The 15,218-nt window shown below is 54.9% G+C and carries 15 protein-coding genes, 1 pseudogene and 1 riboswitch; of the genes and pseudogenes, 8 read left to right on the top strand and 8 right to left on the bottom strand.

Annotated elements, in window-relative coordinates; genetic code table 11:
* Window positions 1-34 precede the first annotated feature (34 nt).
* The 3 genes from pabB (at window position 35) to sdaA (ending at window position 3,493) form a co-directional block, all read left to right on the top strand.
* Window positions 35-1,363 carry an aminodeoxychorismate synthase component 1 gene (pabB, locus tag OKF39_RS14390; RefSeq protein ID WP_288764608.1) on the top strand — a complete coding sequence of 443 codons (1,329 nt, stop codon included), beginning with the start codon at window positions 35-37 and terminating at the stop codon, window positions 1,361-1,363.
* A 2-nt stretch (window positions 1,364-1,365) separates the two neighbouring features.
* The gene (locus OKF39_RS14395) at window positions 1,366-1,944 is read left to right on the top strand and encodes a CoA pyrophosphatase (protein WP_028013530.1); all 579 of its coding nucleotides are present in this window, start codon (window positions 1,366-1,368) and stop codon (window positions 1,942-1,944) included.
* 184 nt (window positions 1,945-2,128) lie between these two features.
* The gene (gene sdaA / locus OKF39_RS14400) at window positions 2,129-3,493 is read left to right on the top strand and encodes an L-serine ammonia-lyase (RefSeq protein WP_028013531.1); all 1,365 of its coding nucleotides are present in this window, start codon (window positions 2,129-2,131) and stop codon (window positions 3,491-3,493) included.
* A 240-nt stretch (window positions 3,494-3,733) separates the two neighbouring features.
* Here sdaA and yoaE read toward each other — a convergent pair whose 3' ends face one another.
* Window positions 3,734-5,293, bottom strand: coding sequence for a CNNM family cation transport protein YoaE (yoaE, locus tag OKF39_RS14405; protein ID WP_028013532.1), 1,560 nt, complete (start codon window positions 5,291-5,293; stop codon window positions 3,734-3,736).
* A 462-nt stretch (window positions 5,294-5,755) separates the two neighbouring features.
* On the opposite strand from yoaE, the gene manX reads away from it, so the two are divergent.
* From manX to mntP, 5 genes are all read left to right on the top strand, one after another.
* Window positions 5,756-6,724, top strand: coding sequence for a PTS mannose transporter subunit IIAB (gene manX / locus OKF39_RS14410; RefSeq protein ID WP_028013533.1), 969 nt, complete (start codon window positions 5,756-5,758; stop codon window positions 6,722-6,724).
* Between the two features lie 47 nt (window positions 6,725-6,771).
* Window positions 6,772-7,572, top strand: coding sequence for a PTS mannose transporter subunit IIC (gene manY, locus OKF39_RS14415; RefSeq protein WP_003859914.1), 801 nt, complete (start codon window positions 6,772-6,774; stop codon window positions 7,570-7,572).
* A 12-nt stretch (window positions 7,573-7,584) separates the two neighbouring features.
* A complete protein-coding gene (locus OKF39_RS14420) occupies window positions 7,585-8,436 on the top strand; it encodes a PTS mannose transporter subunit IID (protein ID WP_006810994.1) in 852 nt (283 codons plus the stop codon).
* Between the two features lie 54 nt (window positions 8,437-8,490).
* Complete coding sequence (locus OKF39_RS14425) at window positions 8,491-8,949, top strand: DUF986 family protein (protein ID WP_479983080.1); 459 nt, start codon at window positions 8,491-8,493, stop codon at window positions 8,947-8,949.
* A 198-nt stretch (window positions 8,950-9,147) separates the two neighbouring features.
* A riboswitch (yybP-ykoY riboswitch) is annotated at window positions 9,148-9,347 on the top strand.
* A gap of 1 nt (window position 9,348) precedes the next feature.
* Window positions 9,349-9,915 carry a manganese efflux pump MntP gene (mntP, locus tag OKF39_RS14430; protein ID WP_041911997.1) on the top strand — a complete coding sequence of 189 codons (567 nt, stop codon included), beginning with the start codon at window positions 9,349-9,351 and terminating at the stop codon, window positions 9,913-9,915.
* Here mntP and rlmA read toward each other — a convergent pair.
* The 7 genes and pseudogenes from rlmA to mgrB form a co-directional block, all read right to left on the bottom strand.
* On the bottom strand, window positions 9,912-10,727 hold the full coding sequence (gene rlmA, locus OKF39_RS14435) for a 23S rRNA (guanine(745)-N(1))-methyltransferase (RefSeq protein WP_214573865.1): 816 nt from the start codon (window positions 10,725-10,727) through the stop codon (window positions 9,912-9,914). The two genes, mntP and rlmA, sit on opposite strands and share 4 nt — an antisense overlap.
* 67 nt (window positions 10,728-10,794) lie before the next feature.
* Window positions 10,795-12,513: a peptidoglycan glycosyltransferase FtsI gene (gene ftsI / locus OKF39_RS14440; RefSeq protein WP_028013537.1), complete on the bottom strand. Its 1,719-nt coding sequence runs from the start codon at window positions 12,511-12,513 to the stop codon at window positions 10,795-10,797.
* A gap of 217 nt (window positions 12,514-12,730) precedes the next feature.
* Window positions 12,731-12,940: a transcription antiterminator/RNA stability regulator CspE gene (gene cspE / locus OKF39_RS14445; protein WP_001062678.1), complete on the bottom strand. Its 210-nt coding sequence runs from the start codon at window positions 12,938-12,940 to the stop codon at window positions 12,731-12,733.
* A 13-nt stretch (window positions 12,941-12,953) separates the two neighbouring features.
* A pseudogene (locus OKF39_RS14450) lies at window positions 12,954-13,098 on the bottom strand (DUF2627 domain-containing protein).
* A 524-nt stretch (window positions 13,099-13,622) separates the two neighbouring features.
* Window positions 13,623-14,612: an MBL fold metallo-hydrolase gene (locus OKF39_RS14455; RefSeq protein WP_479983081.1), complete on the bottom strand. Its 990-nt coding sequence runs from the start codon at window positions 14,610-14,612 to the stop codon at window positions 13,623-13,625.
* A gap of 23 nt (window positions 14,613-14,635) precedes the next feature.
* Window positions 14,636-14,926 (bottom strand): YebO family protein, encoded by a 291-nt coding sequence (locus OKF39_RS14460; RefSeq protein WP_047364849.1) that lies wholly within the window; start codon window positions 14,924-14,926, stop codon window positions 14,636-14,638.
* 74 nt (window positions 14,927-15,000) lie between these two features.
* Window positions 15,001-15,144, bottom strand: a complete 144-nt coding sequence (gene mgrB / locus OKF39_RS14465) for a PhoP/PhoQ regulatory lipoprotein MgrB (RefSeq protein WP_006175995.1) — start codon at window positions 15,142-15,144, stop codon at window positions 15,001-15,003.
* Between the last annotated feature and the right edge of the window lie 74 nt (window positions 15,145-15,218).

Here is a 15,218-nt window from a genome sequence, read left to right on the forward strand (position 1 = left end):
TAATTATTTCACGCTGCCCGGTAGTATGCCATACATGAACATGCGCTTCCCCACTGTTGTTACCTTACCCTGGCGCGCTGACGCCGCTGAGTTCTGGTTTGCCCGTCTGAGCCATCTTCCTTTTGCTATGCTGCTGCACTCCGGCCATGCGGATCACCCGTACAGCCGCTTCGATATTCTGGTGGCCGATCCCCTGAAAACGCTGACGACCGACGATCTGTCGACGACGGACGATCCGCTGATGCAGCTTCAGCAGGAAATCAACGCGCTGGGCTTATCCGCTACCCCTAACCTGGACCTGCCCTTCCAGGGCGGCGCGCTGGGCCTGTTTGGCTACGATTTGGGTCGCCGCTTCGAGATGCTGCCCGAGCATGCGCAGGCGGATATTGCCCTGCCGGACATGGCCGTGGGGCTGTATGACTGGGCGTTGATTGTGGACCACCAGAAAAAAAGGGTCTCCCTGCTGAGCCATGATGACGTGCAGGCGCGTCTGGCCTGGCTTGAGGCACAGAAGCCTGCTCCAGCTGAGGCGTTCACCCTGACCTCCGGCTGGCGCTCGAACATGACCGCGCCGGAATACGCGGAAAAATTCTCCCGCGTGCAGGCCTATCTGCAAAGCGGCGACTGCTATCAGGTTAACCTTGCCCAGCGTTTCCAGGCAGCATACCAGGGGGACGAGTGGCAGGCGTTTACCCGTCTCAATGCCAGCAACAGGGCTCCGTTCAGCGCGTTCGTACGTCTGAAACAGGGGGCCATCCTCAGCCTGTCGCCGGAGCGTTTTATCCATCTGGCGGAAGGGACGATTCAGACCCGCCCGATTAAAGGCACGCTGCCGCGCCTTGCCGATCCGGACGCCGATCGCCAGCAGGCGGAGAAACTCGCCGGGTCACCGAAGGACCGCGCCGAAAACCTGATGATTGTCGACCTGATGCGTAACGATATTGGCCGGGTCGCCGAACCAGGCAGCGTGCGCGTGCCGGAGCTGTTCGTCGTCGAACCTTTCCCGGCAGTGCATCATCTGGTCAGCACCATCACCGCGCGTCTGCCCGCCTCTCGCACCGCCTGCGATCTGCTCCGGGCCGCGTTCCCGGGCGGCTCCATCACCGGTGCGCCAAAAATTCGCGCCATGGAAATCATCGACGAACTGGAACCGCACCGCCGCAACGCCTGGTGCGGCAGCATCGGCTATATCAGCCTGTGCGGCACCATGGATACCAGTATTACCATTCGCACGCTGACGGCCTGCGGCGGCAATCTGTACTGTTCTGCGGGCGGCGGCATTGTGGCGGACAGCCAGGCCGAGGCGGAATATCAGGAAACCTTTGATAAGGTGAACCGCATCCTGAAGCAACTGGAGAACTAACGGTGGAGAAAGAGAACCTGACGCTGGATGATTTTCTGTCGCGCTTTCAGCTGCTACGGCCGCAGGTCAACCGCGCCACGCTGAATCAGCGTCAGGCGGCGGTGCTGATCCCGGTGGTGCGCCGGGAACAGCCGGGCCTGCTGCTTACGCAGCGTTCGCCGCATATGCGCAAACACGCCGGTCAGGTGGCCTTCCCGGGAGGCGCTGTGGACAGCACCGATGCGTCGCTGATTGCCGCCGCGCTGCGGGAAGCGCAGGAGGAGGTGGCGATCCCGCCTGACGCGGTGGAAGTCATCGGCGTGCTGCCGCCCGTCGACAGCGTGACCGGCTTTCAGGTCACGCCGGTCGTCGGCATTATCCCCCCCAATCTTCAGTATCACGCCAGCGTCGACGAAGTCTCTGCGGTGTTTGAGATGCCGCTTGAAGAGGCGCTCCGGCTAAGCCGCTATCATCCGCTGGATATCCATCGCCGGGGGCACGACCATCGGGTCTGGTTGTCCTGGTATCAGCATTATTTTGTCTGGGGCATGACGGCGGGCATCATTCGTGAACTGGCGCTACAAATCGGCCTGAAGCCTTGACTATACTTTACATTCCAGCCTTTTTTGCAGGTTTGCGATCCGCGTCGCGCTATTAGCAAAACCCATCGCTAACCATTAGTTTAATTCATGTGAATAGTTAAGCCGAGGTTGGTGTTCCCTCTTACACTATGCGCAGTTATAACATCGTTACTGGAACCCCGGTAACCCTGTCAGGAGTGTGAAAGTGATTAGTATATTCGACATGTTCAAAGTGGGGATTGGTCCTTCTTCTTCCCACACTGTAGGGCCGATGAAGGCCGGTAAACAGTTCGTCGATGATCTGGTCGAAAAAGGATTACTGGAAAGCGTTACCCGTGTCGCCGTAGACGTTTACGGTTCACTGTCATTAACGGGTAAAGGCCACCACACCGATATCGCCATTATTATGGGTCTGGCGGGCAATATGCCGGACACTGTTGATATTGATGCCATCCCGGCATTCATCCGCGACGTGGAAGCGCGCGGTCGCCTGCTGCTGGCTAACGGTCAGCACGAAGTGGATTTCCCGCAGGATGACGGCATGCGTTTTCGCAGCGACAACCTGCCGCTGCATGAAAACGGCATGACTATCCACGCCTGGAGCGGCGAAAAAGAGATCTACAGCAAAACCTACTACTCCATCGGCGGTGGCTTCATCGTTGACGAAGAGCATTTCGGTAAAGAGAGCGCGGGCGACGTGAACGTGCCCTATCCGTTCAAATCGGCCACCGAGATGCTGGGCTACTGCAAAGAGACCGGTTTGTCGCTGTCCGGCATGGTGATGCAGAACGAGCTGGCGCTGCACAGCAAAAAAGAGATCGAAGACTATTTTGCCAACGTGTGGCAAACCATGCGCGCCTGTATCGATCGCGGGATGAACACCGAAGGCGTACTGCCAGGGCCACTGCGCGTGCCGCGTCGTGCCTCTGCCCTGCGCCGTATGCTGGTGACCACGGACAAATTCTCTAACGACCCGATGAACGTAGTTGACTGGGTGAACATGTTTGCTCTGGCGGTGAACGAAGAGAACGCCGCAGGGGGGCGCGTCGTGACTGCGCCAACCAACGGTGCGTGCGGGATCGTTCCGGCGGTGCTGGCCTACTACGATCACTTTATCGAGCCTGTGACGCCGGATATTTATATCCGTTATTTCCTCGCGGCAGGCGCTATCGGCGCGCTGTACAAGATGAACGCGTCCATTTCAGGCGCTGAAGTGGGCTGTCAGGGTGAAGTAGGCGTGGCCTGCTCCATGGCGGCGGCCGGTCTGGCAGAGCTGCTGGGCGCAAGCCCTGAACAGGTTTGCGTGGCTGCGGAAATTGGCATGGAGCATAACCTCGGTCTGACCTGTGACCCGGTCGCAGGCCAGGTGCAGGTACCGTGCATTGAGCGTAACGCGATTGCCTCCGTCAAAGCGATTAACGCCTCGCGCATGGCAATGCGCCGTACCAGCGAACCACGCGTGTCGCTGGATAAGGTTATCGAAACCATGTACGAAACCGGCAAAGACATGAACGCGAAGTACCGTGAAACGTCGCGCGGCGGTCTGGCCATTAAGGTGCAGTGCGACTAATCCTCTCTTTCGCCCATCCGCAACGGATGGGCGAATTTCTCCCTTCATTCTCGTCTCCTTCTTCTTTCCCCACTACACTTTTACGGTCGCGGCTGCTCGCGCTCGGCCTGGCATCAGGCAGCGGCTAAATAGCGAACGGGTTGAGAGAGAAGCAGGCGCGGTAGTAACGCCACAATGGCTGGCGGGAAAATCTTCCCCGCCAGAAGATCGTAACGGGCACATCGTACCCGTTAAGCAGACTTATTCGTCTTCGTCGTGTGCAGATTGTTCTTTAACAATGCGGACCAGATCGACGCGGTAGTCGTTAGCTTCAACGATAGTGATGTGCAATGGAGGAAGCTCGATCACATCCCCGACGCGCGGGATCTGACCGTTTACGGCGATAACCAGCCCCGCCACGGTTGCGATGTCTTCTTCATCATTAACCACGTTTTCCAGCCCCAGCGTATGCGAGAGCGCGTGCAGGTCGGTCGCACCTTTGACCAGCCAGCCTTCGCCGTCGGCCACAATCTCAGGCGTTTCGTCTTCATCCGGGAATTCACCGGCAATCGCTTCAAGCACGTCCAGCGGCGTCACCAGCCCCTGTACCACACCAAACTCGTTGGTGACGATAACAAAGCTACCGCGCGCGCGACGCAATACGCCCAGCAGGTTGATCGGATCCAGCGTTTCCGGTACGACAATCGCCGGCGACGAAGCTGCAATGGCCTCCACGTTGACGCCCTCTTCCAGCGCCACCAGCATCTCTTTCGCCCGAACCACGCCGATGATTTCATCCAGCTCACCGCGGCATACCGGGAACAGGCTGTGCGGAGATGAGAGCAATTGCTGACGAATTTCATCAACGCTCAGGTTCGCATCGACCCAGCTAATTTCCCCGCGCGGCGTCATGATGCCGCGCAGCGAGCGGGAGGCCAGGGAGAGCACGCCGTTAATCATGTAGCGTTCTTCTTCCACAAACGCCCCTTCCGGAACCGGCACCGGGTTACGGTTTTCAGGGTCAGACTGGACGTTCACCTGACGGCGTCCGCCCATCAGGCGCAGAATGGCGTCCGCTGTACGGGCACGCAGCGGCTGATTTGACTGCTGCTTAATAAAGTTACGGCGCGCAATCTGGTTGAACAGTTCGATCAGGATCGAGAAGCCAATCGCGGCGTACAGGTAGCCTTTCGGAATATGGAAGCCGAAACCTTCCGCCACCAGGCTCAAACCAATCATCAGCAGGAAGCTCAGACAGAGCACGACCACCGTCGGATGCTGATTGACGAAGCGCGTCAGCGGTTTCGAGGCCAGCAGCATCACCGCCATCGCAATCACGACGGCCGCCATCATCACCGGCAGGTGGTTCACCATACCGACCGCGGTAATCACCGCATCCAGCGAGAAGACTGCATCCAGCACCACAATTTGCAGCACCACGACCCAGAAGCTGGCGTAGCCCTTACCGTGACCATCGTCGTGCTGACGGTTCTCCAGCCGTTCATGCAGCTCTGTTGTCGCTTTGAAGAGCAGGAATATCCCCCCGATTAGCATGATCAAATCACGGCCGGAGAAGGTGTAATCCATGACGGAGAACAGCGGTTTGGTCAGCGTGACCATCCACGAGATCACGGAGAGCAGCCCCAGTCGCATGACCAGCGCCAGCGAGAGTCCAATCAGACGCGCTTTATCACGCTGTTTTGGCGGCAGCTTGTCCGCAAGGATGGCGATAAATACCAGGTTATCGATGCCGAGAACGATCTCCAGCACCACCAGCGTGAGCAGTCCCACCCAGATTGACGGGTCCATTAAGAATTCCATGACAAGCTCCTGCTAAAGGAATGACAAAACGGTGCCCCACTCAACGTGGGCAAATAAGAGGCAGACAGAGTTGATACGTGGCGTGGTTCGCCGGTGAAAAAGGCGCGGAATGGCCTGGTAGATGACTGACGTCGGTGACGGTCCATATAGTGGGCTGTAGCCCTATACTCCTGAACAAGTAAACGGAGGCTAAACATATCAGAGAGACTGTGTTTTTAGCAAAGATTTACGTTCCTTTGCAAAGTTCTGTAACACAGCGGCTATACGCTACAGATAATTCTGTAACGCGTGGCTAAATTACGGATCTTCATCACATAAATTATTTTTTCACTATCTAAAATAATTCGCGGAAGTCTTAGTTTTTTGAACTCTAACCCTTATCTGAATCGATTCGGTTCGCCAATACGATTCTCAGTACGTCTGCCCGGCAGGCGTATTAATGATAATAAAAGGAGGTAGCAAGTGACCATTGCTATTGTCATAGGCACACATGGTTGGGCTGCTGAGCAGCTACTCAAAACGGCAGAGATGCTGTTGGGCGAGCAGGAAAACGTCGGCTGGATCGATTTCGTTCCCGGTGAAAATGCCGAGACGCTGATTGAGAAGTACAACGCTCAACTCGCGAAGCTGGATACCAGCAAAGGCGTGCTGTTTCTCGTCGATACATGGGGCGGCAGTCCGTTTAATGCTGCCAGCCGCATTGTCGTCGATAAAGAGCATTATGAAGTCGTCGCCGGGGTAAACATTCCCATGCTGGTGGAAACCTTTATGGCACGCGACGACAACCCAGGCTTCGATGAGCTGGTCGCGCTGGCCGTTGAAACCGGCCGCGAAGGGGTGAAAGCCCTGAAGGCTCAGCCGGTTGAAAAACCCGCCCCTGCCCCGGCTGCGGCGGCACCGAAAGCAGCGGCACCGGCAAAACCGATGGGACCGAACGATTACATGGTTATCGGCCTGGCGCGTATTGATGACCGTCTGATTCACGGACAGGTTGCGACTCGCTGGACCAAAGAGACCAACGTACAGCGTATCATCGTGGTCAGTGACGAAGTGGCCGCCGACACTGTCCGTAAAACCCTTCTGACTCAGGTTGCACCACCGGGCGTTACCGCGCACGTGGTGGATGTCGCCAAGATGATCCGCGTTTACAACAACCCGAAATACGCGGGTGAACGCGTGATGCTCCTGTTTACTAACCCGACAGACGTCGAGCGCATTGTTGAAGGCGGCGTGAAAATCACCTCCGTGAACATCGGCGGTATGGCTTTCCGTCAGGGCAAAACGCAGGTCAACAACGCGATTTCAGTTGATGCGAAAGATATCGAGGCGTTCAACAAGCTGAATGCCCGCGGTATTGAGCTGGAAGCCCGTAAGGTTTCCACTGACCAGAAACTGAAAATGATGGATTTGATCGGTAAAGTTGGGAAATAAGCCCGCGCCGGTTTTTCACATAAAGCTTATGTTATAGGAGAAGTACAATGGAGATTACCACTCTTCAGATTGTGCTGGTGTTCATCGTCGCGTGTATTGCGGGTATGGAATCCGTACTTGATGAATTTCAGTTCCACCGCCCTCTGGTGGCCTGTACGTTGATCGGTGCCGTTCTGGGTGATATGAAAACCGGTATCATCATCGGTGGTACGCTGGAAATGATCGCCCTGGGCTGGATGAACATCGGTGCCGCCGTTGCGCCTGATGCCGCACTGGCCTCAATCATCTCAACCGTTCTGGTTATTGCCGGTCATCAGAGTATTGGTGCAGGTATTGCCCTTGCCATTCCTCTGGCCGCAGCAGGCCAGGTGCTGACCATCATCGTTCGTACCATCACCGTGGCCTTCCAGCACGCGGCGGATAAGGCGGCCGAGAACGGCAACCTCACGGCACTCTCCTGGATCCACGTGTCGTCCCTGTTCCTGCAGGCGATGCGTATCGCAATCCCGGCGGTTATCGTTGCGATCTCTGTCGGCACCAGTGAAGTTCAGGGCATGCTGAACGCGATTCCTGAAGTGGTCACCAGCGGTCTGAACATCGCGGGCGGTATGATCGTCGTGGTAGGTTACGCGATGGTCATCAACATGATGCGCGCGGGCTACCTGATGCCGTTCTTCTACCTCGGCTTCGTCACCGCAGCATTCACCAACTTCAACCTGGTTGCGCTGGGCGTGATTGGTGCCGTGATGGCGATTCTCTACATCCAGCTCAGCCCGAAATACAACCGTGTTGCGGGTGCCCCAGCGCAGGCTGCTGGTAACAACGATCTCGATAACGAACTGGACTAACAGGTGAGCGAAATGGTTGATATGACAAAAACTACCACCGAGAAAAAACTCACTCCGGGTGATATTCGTGGCGTGTTCATCCGTTCTAACCTGTTTCAGGGTTCATGGAACTTCGAACGTATGCAGGCGCTGGGCTTCTGCTTCTCAATGGTGCCGGCGATAAAACGCCTCTACCCTGAGAACAACGAAGCACGCCGTCAGGCGATTAAACGTCACCTGGAATTCTTCAACACCCATCCTTACGTCGCGGCTCCGGTTCTGGGCGTGACGCTGGCGATGGAAGAGCAGCGTGCGAACGGCGCGGAGATTGACGATGGTGCCATCAACGGTATCAAAGTCGGTCTGATGGGTCCGCTGGCCGGCGTGGGCGACCCTATCTTCTGGGGTACTGTTCGTCCGGTCTTCGCGGCGCTGGGTGCCGGGATCGCGATGAGCGGCAGCCTGCTCGGTCCTCTGCTGTTCTTTATCCTGTTCAACGCGGTACGTCTGCTGACCCGTTACTACGGCGTGGCCTACGGCTACCGTAAGGGCGTGGACATCGTTAAGGATATGGGCGGCGGCTTCCTGCAGAAACTGACCGAGGGGGCGTCTATTCTCGGCCTGTTTGTGATGGGGGCGCTGGTTAACAAGTGGACGCACGTGAACATCCCGCTGGTGGTTTCAACCATCACCGGTCAGGATGGTCAAACCCGCGTCACCACCGTGCAGACGATTCTGGACCAGCTGATGCCTGGCCTGGTGCCGCTGCTGTTGACCTTCGCCTGTATGTGGCTGCTGCGTAAGAAAGTGAACCCGCTGTGGATCATCGTTGGCTTCTTCGTCATCGGTATCGCGGGCTACGCTGTCGGCCTGCTGGGCCTGTAAAACATTGCGTTATCGACCGGGGGCTTGCCCCCGGTCTTTTTATCTGGAGGATGAATGACTGTTACGGACATCGTACTGGTGTTGTTTATTGTTGCCCTTCTGGCTTACGCGATCTATGACGAGTTCATTATGCCTCGCCGTAACGGCGAGACGCTGCTGACCCTTCCCCTCTTACGCCGTGGACGCATTGATGCATTTATCTTCGCCGGCCTGGTGGTCATTCTGATTTACAATAACGTGACCAGCCACGGTGCAATATTAACCACATGGTTATTATGTGCGCTGGCATTAATGGCGATTTACCTGTTCTGGATCCGCTCGCCAAAACTCATTTTTAAAAAACAGGGATTCTTCTTCGCCAACTTATGGATAGAATATAACCGCATTAAAGAGATGAATTTATCCGAAGACGGCGTGTTAGTGATGCAATTAGAACAGCGCCGCCTGCTCATTCGGGTCAAAAATATTGATGACCTTGAGAAAATCTACACATTACTCGTTAAAACTCAATAATTTAACATTATAACCTCGGCTATATATTGTGATATTCTTTCGCAAAGAATATAGCCGTTGCTATATCTTCTCTCCTCTTTGACTTATATTTATTAACGATATTTTCACGCACAAACCTAAATGAAAATCGTTATCAAAGACGCAGATAAATTAAGCCTTGCTCGTTGTTGTTTTATATTCTCAAAATATGTTAAGGTTGCGCCCGTCGTTGGGGAGTAGCCGATTTCCTGCACGCAGGAAATGTACGCGTCAACATACTCGTTGAAAAACGTGGCGCGTACGGATCGCTTTCAGCACGCTTACCGTGCAAAAGAGATCAGGCGAGACCATAGATACATCAACTGCTGTTTACTGGGGGCAGTGATGTGTCATATGGATATCCCCGGTCTGGACGCTCTTATGAACATCTCCGCTACGATCCTTCTCGCTTTTGGCATGTCCATGGATGCATTTGCCGCCTCCATCGGCAAAGGCGCCACGCTCCACAAACCTAAATTCACTGAAGCTCTGCGCACCGGTCTGATCTTTGGTGCCATCGAAACGCTGACGCCGCTCATCGGCTGGGGTTTGGGCATGCTCGCCAGCCAGTTCGTGCTGGAGTGGAACCACTGGATTGCGTTCGTCCTGCTGGTGTTTCTCGGAGGCCGAATGATGATTGAAGGTTTTCGCGGGAATGATGATGAAGATGAAGCACCGCTGCACCGCCACGGTTTCTGGCTTCTGGTCACCACGGCAATTGCCACCAGCCTGGACGCCATGGCCGTCGGGGTGGGTCTGGCATTCCTGCAGGTCAATATTATCGCCACCGCGCTGGCCATTGGCTGTGCAACGCTAATTATGTCCACGCTGGGCATGATGGTCGGTCGGTTTATCGGCCCGCTGCTGGGTAAACGCGCCGAGATCTTAGGCGGAATTGTGCTGATCGGCATTGGTGCCCAGATCCTCTGGGCACACTTCGCGCCTTAAGCGTCGCGCTGCCAGACGTGGATACTGAAATCCGTCTGGCAGCCAAACGTCGTCCGAGCCGCTAACGCATCCCATACTTCCGGCTTTGCCCGCCACGCGAACGGCGTCATCTGCAGCAGGGCTACCGCTTCTTCCCCGTTCAAATTCATTTCATACGCCACTGAATGCTCCTGCTTCAGCGTAAAGCCTGTCAGCTGTTCAGAGTGTGGGGCATGCAGACGCACCTCGTCGTAAATGAGTCCCTTCAGCTCCATCAGGTGACGCGGGCCCGGCGTGACGGTTATCACCCAGCCTCCGGGCTTCACCACGCGCGCCAGCTCGTCTGCTTTACACGGCGCGTAGATGCGGATAACGGCATCCATACTGGCATTATCAAACGGCAGCCGGTGGCTGGATGCCACGCAAAACGTCACGCCAGCGTAACGTTTAGCCGCCGCGCGGATCGCCACTTTCGACACGTCGAGACCGAATGTCACGGCCCCCTTCTCCCGCACCACATCCGCAAATCGTGCGGTGTAGTACCCTTCCCCGCAGCCGATATCAAGCATGGCGGACGCCGAATCAGGCAGTAAGTCACCCAGCATCTGCGCCACCGTCTCCCGCAGCGGCAGATAGTGCCCGGCATCGAGAAACGCCCTGCGCGCCTGCATCATCTCTGCGCTATCGCCCGGATCGCGGGAGCGCTTGTGCTGCACCGGAAGAAGATTCACATAACCTTCTTTCGCCATATCAAACTGATGTCCCTGCGGACAGGCATAACTTTTATCTGAGCGCGTCAGTGGCGCGTGGCAAAGGGGACAGCTGAAGGACATGGAAACTCCGGGAGATAAACCAAAGGGCGAAGTGTACCGCTATTCGCCCTGCTATAAAACGGCTGGATTACCGCATGACGATAAGGTGGTCTGAACCGGCCGGCAGGCCATCGGGTTTGATATTCTCCAGGCGCAGCACGTTGCCCATGATTTCGCTGAAGACCGGCGCGGAAACCGCCCCGCCATAGTAGGCCCCGTTTTGTGGATCGTTAATCACCACCACCAGGGCGAAACGCGGGTCGCTGGCAGGCGCAACGCCTGCGGTATAGGCGACGTATTTATCGACATATTTGCCGCTATCATCAATTTTCTTCGCCGTCCCGGTCTTTACCGCCACGCGATAATCGCGAACGGCGGCCTTAACGCCCCCGCCGCCGGGCAGCGCGACGCTTTCCATCATGTGCTCCACTTCATGCGCGATCTCCTCCGGCATGACGCGGTGGCCGATAACCGGGGGATCGATGCGGGTGATGGAGAGTGGACGCTCAAGCCCGAAGCCGCCAATCGTCGCGTAGACGTGGGCAAGCTGGAGCGGTGTGACCATCAGGCCGTAGCCAAAGGCAAAAGTCGCGCGGTCTAGCTGACTCCAGTATTTACGCTGTGGCAACAGCCCGGCGCTTTCGCCCGTTAAGCCCAGCCCCGTGTTGGTGCCAAATCCAAAGTTTCGATAGGTATCAATAAGATGCTGGACAGGCATCGCCAGCGAGAGCCGGGATACGCCGGTGTCGCTCGATTTTTGCAGGATCCCGGTCATGGTCAGCTCAGGATAATAACCCACGTCGCGGATACGATGCCCGTCAAGGGTATACGGGTGGGTATCAATGACGCTGTCTGGCTGGACCAGCCCCTGCTGCAGAGCCGTCATCAACACCAGCGGCTTGACGGTCGAACCGGGCTCGAACGTATCGCTGATTGCCCGGTTGCGAAAATCGTTTATCGTCGCGCCTTCACGGTTATTGGGATTGAAATCCGGATAGCTCGCCATGGCGAGTATTTCCCCGGTGGGGATATTAATGAGCACCGATGCCCCTGACTCGGCCTTATTCCAGGCGACGGCATTGTCCAGCGCGTCTTCGGTAATGGTTTGCAGCCGCTCGTCAATACTCAACTGGATGTTATGTGCCGGCGTGGGCGCCACTTCCGTCAGGTTTTCAACCACGCGCCCGTAGCGATCCTCCCGGACCTGTCGGACACCCGCTTTACCGGTCAGCTGAGTATTGAAGCTTTTCTCCACCCCTTCAATGCCCTGCCCGTCAATATTGGTGAAGCCAATCAGGTTCGCCGCCACGTGGCCTGCCGGGTAAAAGCGGCGGGATTCATCGCGCAAATTAATGCCGGGTAAATTGAGCTTATCAATCCACTTCGCCTGAGCAGGATCGACCTGACGCGCCAGGTAGATGAAGCGGCCCTGGGGGTTGGCGTTAATTCGTGATGAAAGGGTGCTCAACGAGAGGTGCAGCGCGCTCGCCAGCGCCTGCCAGCGTTCATCAAACCCAACGCCCCCTTTTGCCAACACCGTTTTAGGATCGGCCCATACGGCCCGGACAGGCACGCTGACCGCCAGCGGTCGGCCTTCACGATCCATAATCATCCCACGCGGCGCATCAATCGCCAGCTGACGGAGGGATCGCATATCTTCCTGCTTCACCAGATTGTCAGGTTTGATGATTTGTAGCCAGGCAACGCGGCCAAGTAAAAAGGCCAGACTGCAGAAAATAGCGAAACAGAGCAGCGCGAAACGCGCCGGCGTGAAATTGCCAGCGGTTAATATCAATTTTTTCTTCACCTGAACCCCAGGGCTGTTAAACAACGCTCTGATTTAACGAGAAAAGATGCGCTTAGGGAGGCGAAACTGTGATACTAACCTCGCAGCTTTGCAACAAGTTGCTAACAAGACCGTAGATAGTAATATTTTGAAAGATAGGGAATAAAAAAGCCCCGCATGATGCGAGGCTTTATGTCTGAGAGTGAAGCGCTATGCGCCCCAGTCAGCAGCGGTTCGATCAGATAGCAGTTACGTTAACTGCAGCTGGGCCTTTCTGGCCGTCCTGAATTTCGAACTCAACGTTCTGGCCTTCGGCCAGAGTTTTGAAGCCGTTACCCTGGATTGCAGAGAAGTGTACGAACACGTCTTTGCTGCCATCAGCAGGAGTAATGAAACCAAAACCTTTAGACTCGTTGAACCACTTAACTTGACCTTTAATCTTTGCCATTTTGCAAAATTCCTTAGAGTGTTTTCTTAGCCCGCAGGCATTAACTGAGATAAAACTGAGACATTACTGCATGAGGCACTAATATAAGGTTCGGCAGAGAAGCGGTATTCAACGACAACGTGTTTACTCAGGACTTCTTTACTGAAAATGCCACACATAAACAGAACTGTACCTCGTTTGACCCAAAACGTGTTATCACACACTATGTTTAATATGGCAAGCCATTTTTAAACATGTCTCGATCCGCCGCACAAATTCGAACACTGTCTGTAAGGAATTGCACAATTATGCGCTTCTCAAACAGACGGCTATACTCCCTTACACAGACTCAACGCTGCTTGCACAACCGCTGTAATCTAAGACTTTTTTAACATAGCTCAATCATTACAATGCGTCCAGCAGTCGGGAAAAGAAATCTTTGGCGTTGATTGAGTTAGAACAAATTGTGAAAACTTATGCTTAAATCATTGTAACGTGACCGTATTGTTTCAGCCAAAAACGATGTTAATAATCCGCACCCTTCTGTATTAAAATCCATCAGTTAATTAGCAGTGTTATGCACCAAAATAATGAAATTTTTATGACTCTGCATCAAAACAAGGCAAGCAAAACGTTTCGATAAAATTAAAATTTTCCTGACGACGAATACATACACAATATACGCAACAATTTATCGCTTCGTTTATAAGGGTAAATACTCGCCAACTTTCAGTATCCTGAAAGTACTATTAACTGGTGCTACATTATCCAGCGCATCAGCTAATTCTTTTATGGGGTCATCCAGCGCTTCATCCGCCAGCTCAAACACGCCCCAGTGAACAGGGAACGCCAGCGGGCAACCTAACTGTTGCCACAGCGCAACGGCAGACTGGGGATCCATATGGTGTACGGCCATAAACCATCGTGGAGCATAGGCGCCAACGGGCAATGCTGCAGCATCAATTTTCCCCAAACGTTCCGGTATCAACAGCAGCTCAGGCGAATAGCCGGTATCGCCACTAAACCAGAACCGGTGATGCCGCCCTTCAAAGACCCAGCCACACCACAATGAGCGATTGCGGTTCCAGGGCGTGCGCATACTCCAGTGCTGCGCCGGTACGGCGGATAATGTTATCCCCTGCCAGGTAAAACTCTGCCACCAGTCGAGCTCAACCACGTGTTTTGCGCCCCGGCGGCGAAACCAGCCGCCCAGGCCTAAAGGAACAAACACGCTAACGTCCGGAAAGCGTTTGAGAATGTGGCGAACAGTGAGTTCATCAAGATGATCGTAATGGTTATGCGAAATAACGACCGCGTCAAGCTGGTGCAGTTGATCGACAGAGAGTGCCGGAGGCGTTCTACGCTGCGGCCCTAAGAACGGAAGTGGCGAAGCGCGCCTTGAAAAAACGGGATCGGTAAGAAGGATATTGCCGTCCAGCTGCAGCAGTATGCTCGCATGTCCGAGCCACCACGCCCCATCCTGCTGCGGCTGCTGAAGATCGGCCGGTTGCCACCACCGCCGTATAAAGTCATCGTAGCCGAACGCGGGCGGCTTCGGTAAGCCTGCTGCTTTGCGTTCTTTGCGCCAGCGGTCAAGGTCGCCAGGCTGGTGTCCTGCAGAAGTAGTATTACGAAAACCGTTTGGGGTGTGATGTTTCAGGGAGGGGTCATACCAAGGATTTTTCCAGACCACTGCCACCTCCCGGAATAATACGATTAACGCTCAGCCACCAGGCGGATAAAATCGTCTTGATCGTTGTTCTCGTCAGCGACCGCTTCTTTTTGTGCTTCTTTCTCTTCCGGCTCGTTAGCCTCGCACAGACGACGCAACAGTGCATTCTGCCGTTTTTGCTGCTCAAGCAGCGCTTCCAGCAGTTCGATCTGCTCATTGGTACGTGAACTGGCACGGTTTACGAAAAACCAAATGACCAGCCCCACCAGCAGAACAACCAAAGAGATCGTCAGGGATGCCATATTTAGCAGCCCTGAATTCAGTAACTCACCCATTTCACCACCTCAATAAAAACGTCTATTTTACCACTGGCGCGAAGGAAGGAAATCACCTGAAGAAAAAATGCGTGCTACCACGGAATAAACTTATTGATTGCGCAAACGCCGCTAAAAAACTGTACATCCTGATCGCACATCACGTTGATAGTCTGCGTCCACAACACCACGCACGCTATCAGCACGATAATCAGAATCACCCAGCGTATTTTTTTCACTCCACACTCCGTTTACAGACCTGATATGACCAGGTTATCACGGTTATCTTAAACAAGGACTAACTGTAGCGCCA

The organism is Enterobacter cloacae complex sp. HYC042_NIDB (genome assembly GCF_056673315.1).

Bases quoted from the DNA above. Each gene is read 5' to 3' on its own strand.
- OKF39_RS14460 (WP_047364849.1), bottom strand. From the start codon at position 14,926: ATGGGTGAGTTACTGAATTCAGGGCTGCTAAATATGGCATCCCTGACG.
- OKF39_RS14425 (WP_479983080.1), top strand. From the start codon at position 8,491: ATGACTGTTACGGACATCGTACTGGTGTTGTTTATTGTTGCCCTTCTG.
- OKF39_RS14420 (WP_006810994.1), top strand. From the start codon at position 7,585: ATGGTTGATATGACAAAAACTACCACCGAGAAAAAACTCACTCCGGGT.
- rlmA (WP_214573865.1), bottom strand. From the start codon at position 10,727: ATGTCCTTCAGCTGTCCCCTTTGCCACGCGCCACTGACGCGCTCAGAT.
- mntP (WP_041911997.1), top strand. From the start codon at position 9,349: ATGAACATCTCCGCTACGATCCTTCTCGCTTTTGGCATGTCCATGGAT.
- yoaE (WP_028013532.1), bottom strand. From the start codon at position 5,293: ATGGAATTCTTAATGGACCCGTCAATCTGGGTGGGACTGCTCACGCTG.
- pabB (WP_288764608.1), top strand. From the start codon at position 35: ATGAACATGCGCTTCCCCACTGTTGTTACCTTACCCTGGCGCGCTGAC.
- manY (WP_003859914.1), top strand. From the start codon at position 6,772: ATGGAGATTACCACTCTTCAGATTGTGCTGGTGTTCATCGTCGCGTGT.
- cspE (WP_001062678.1), bottom strand. From the start codon at position 12,940: ATGGCAAAGATTAAAGGTCAAGTTAAGTGGTTCAACGAGTCTAAAGGT.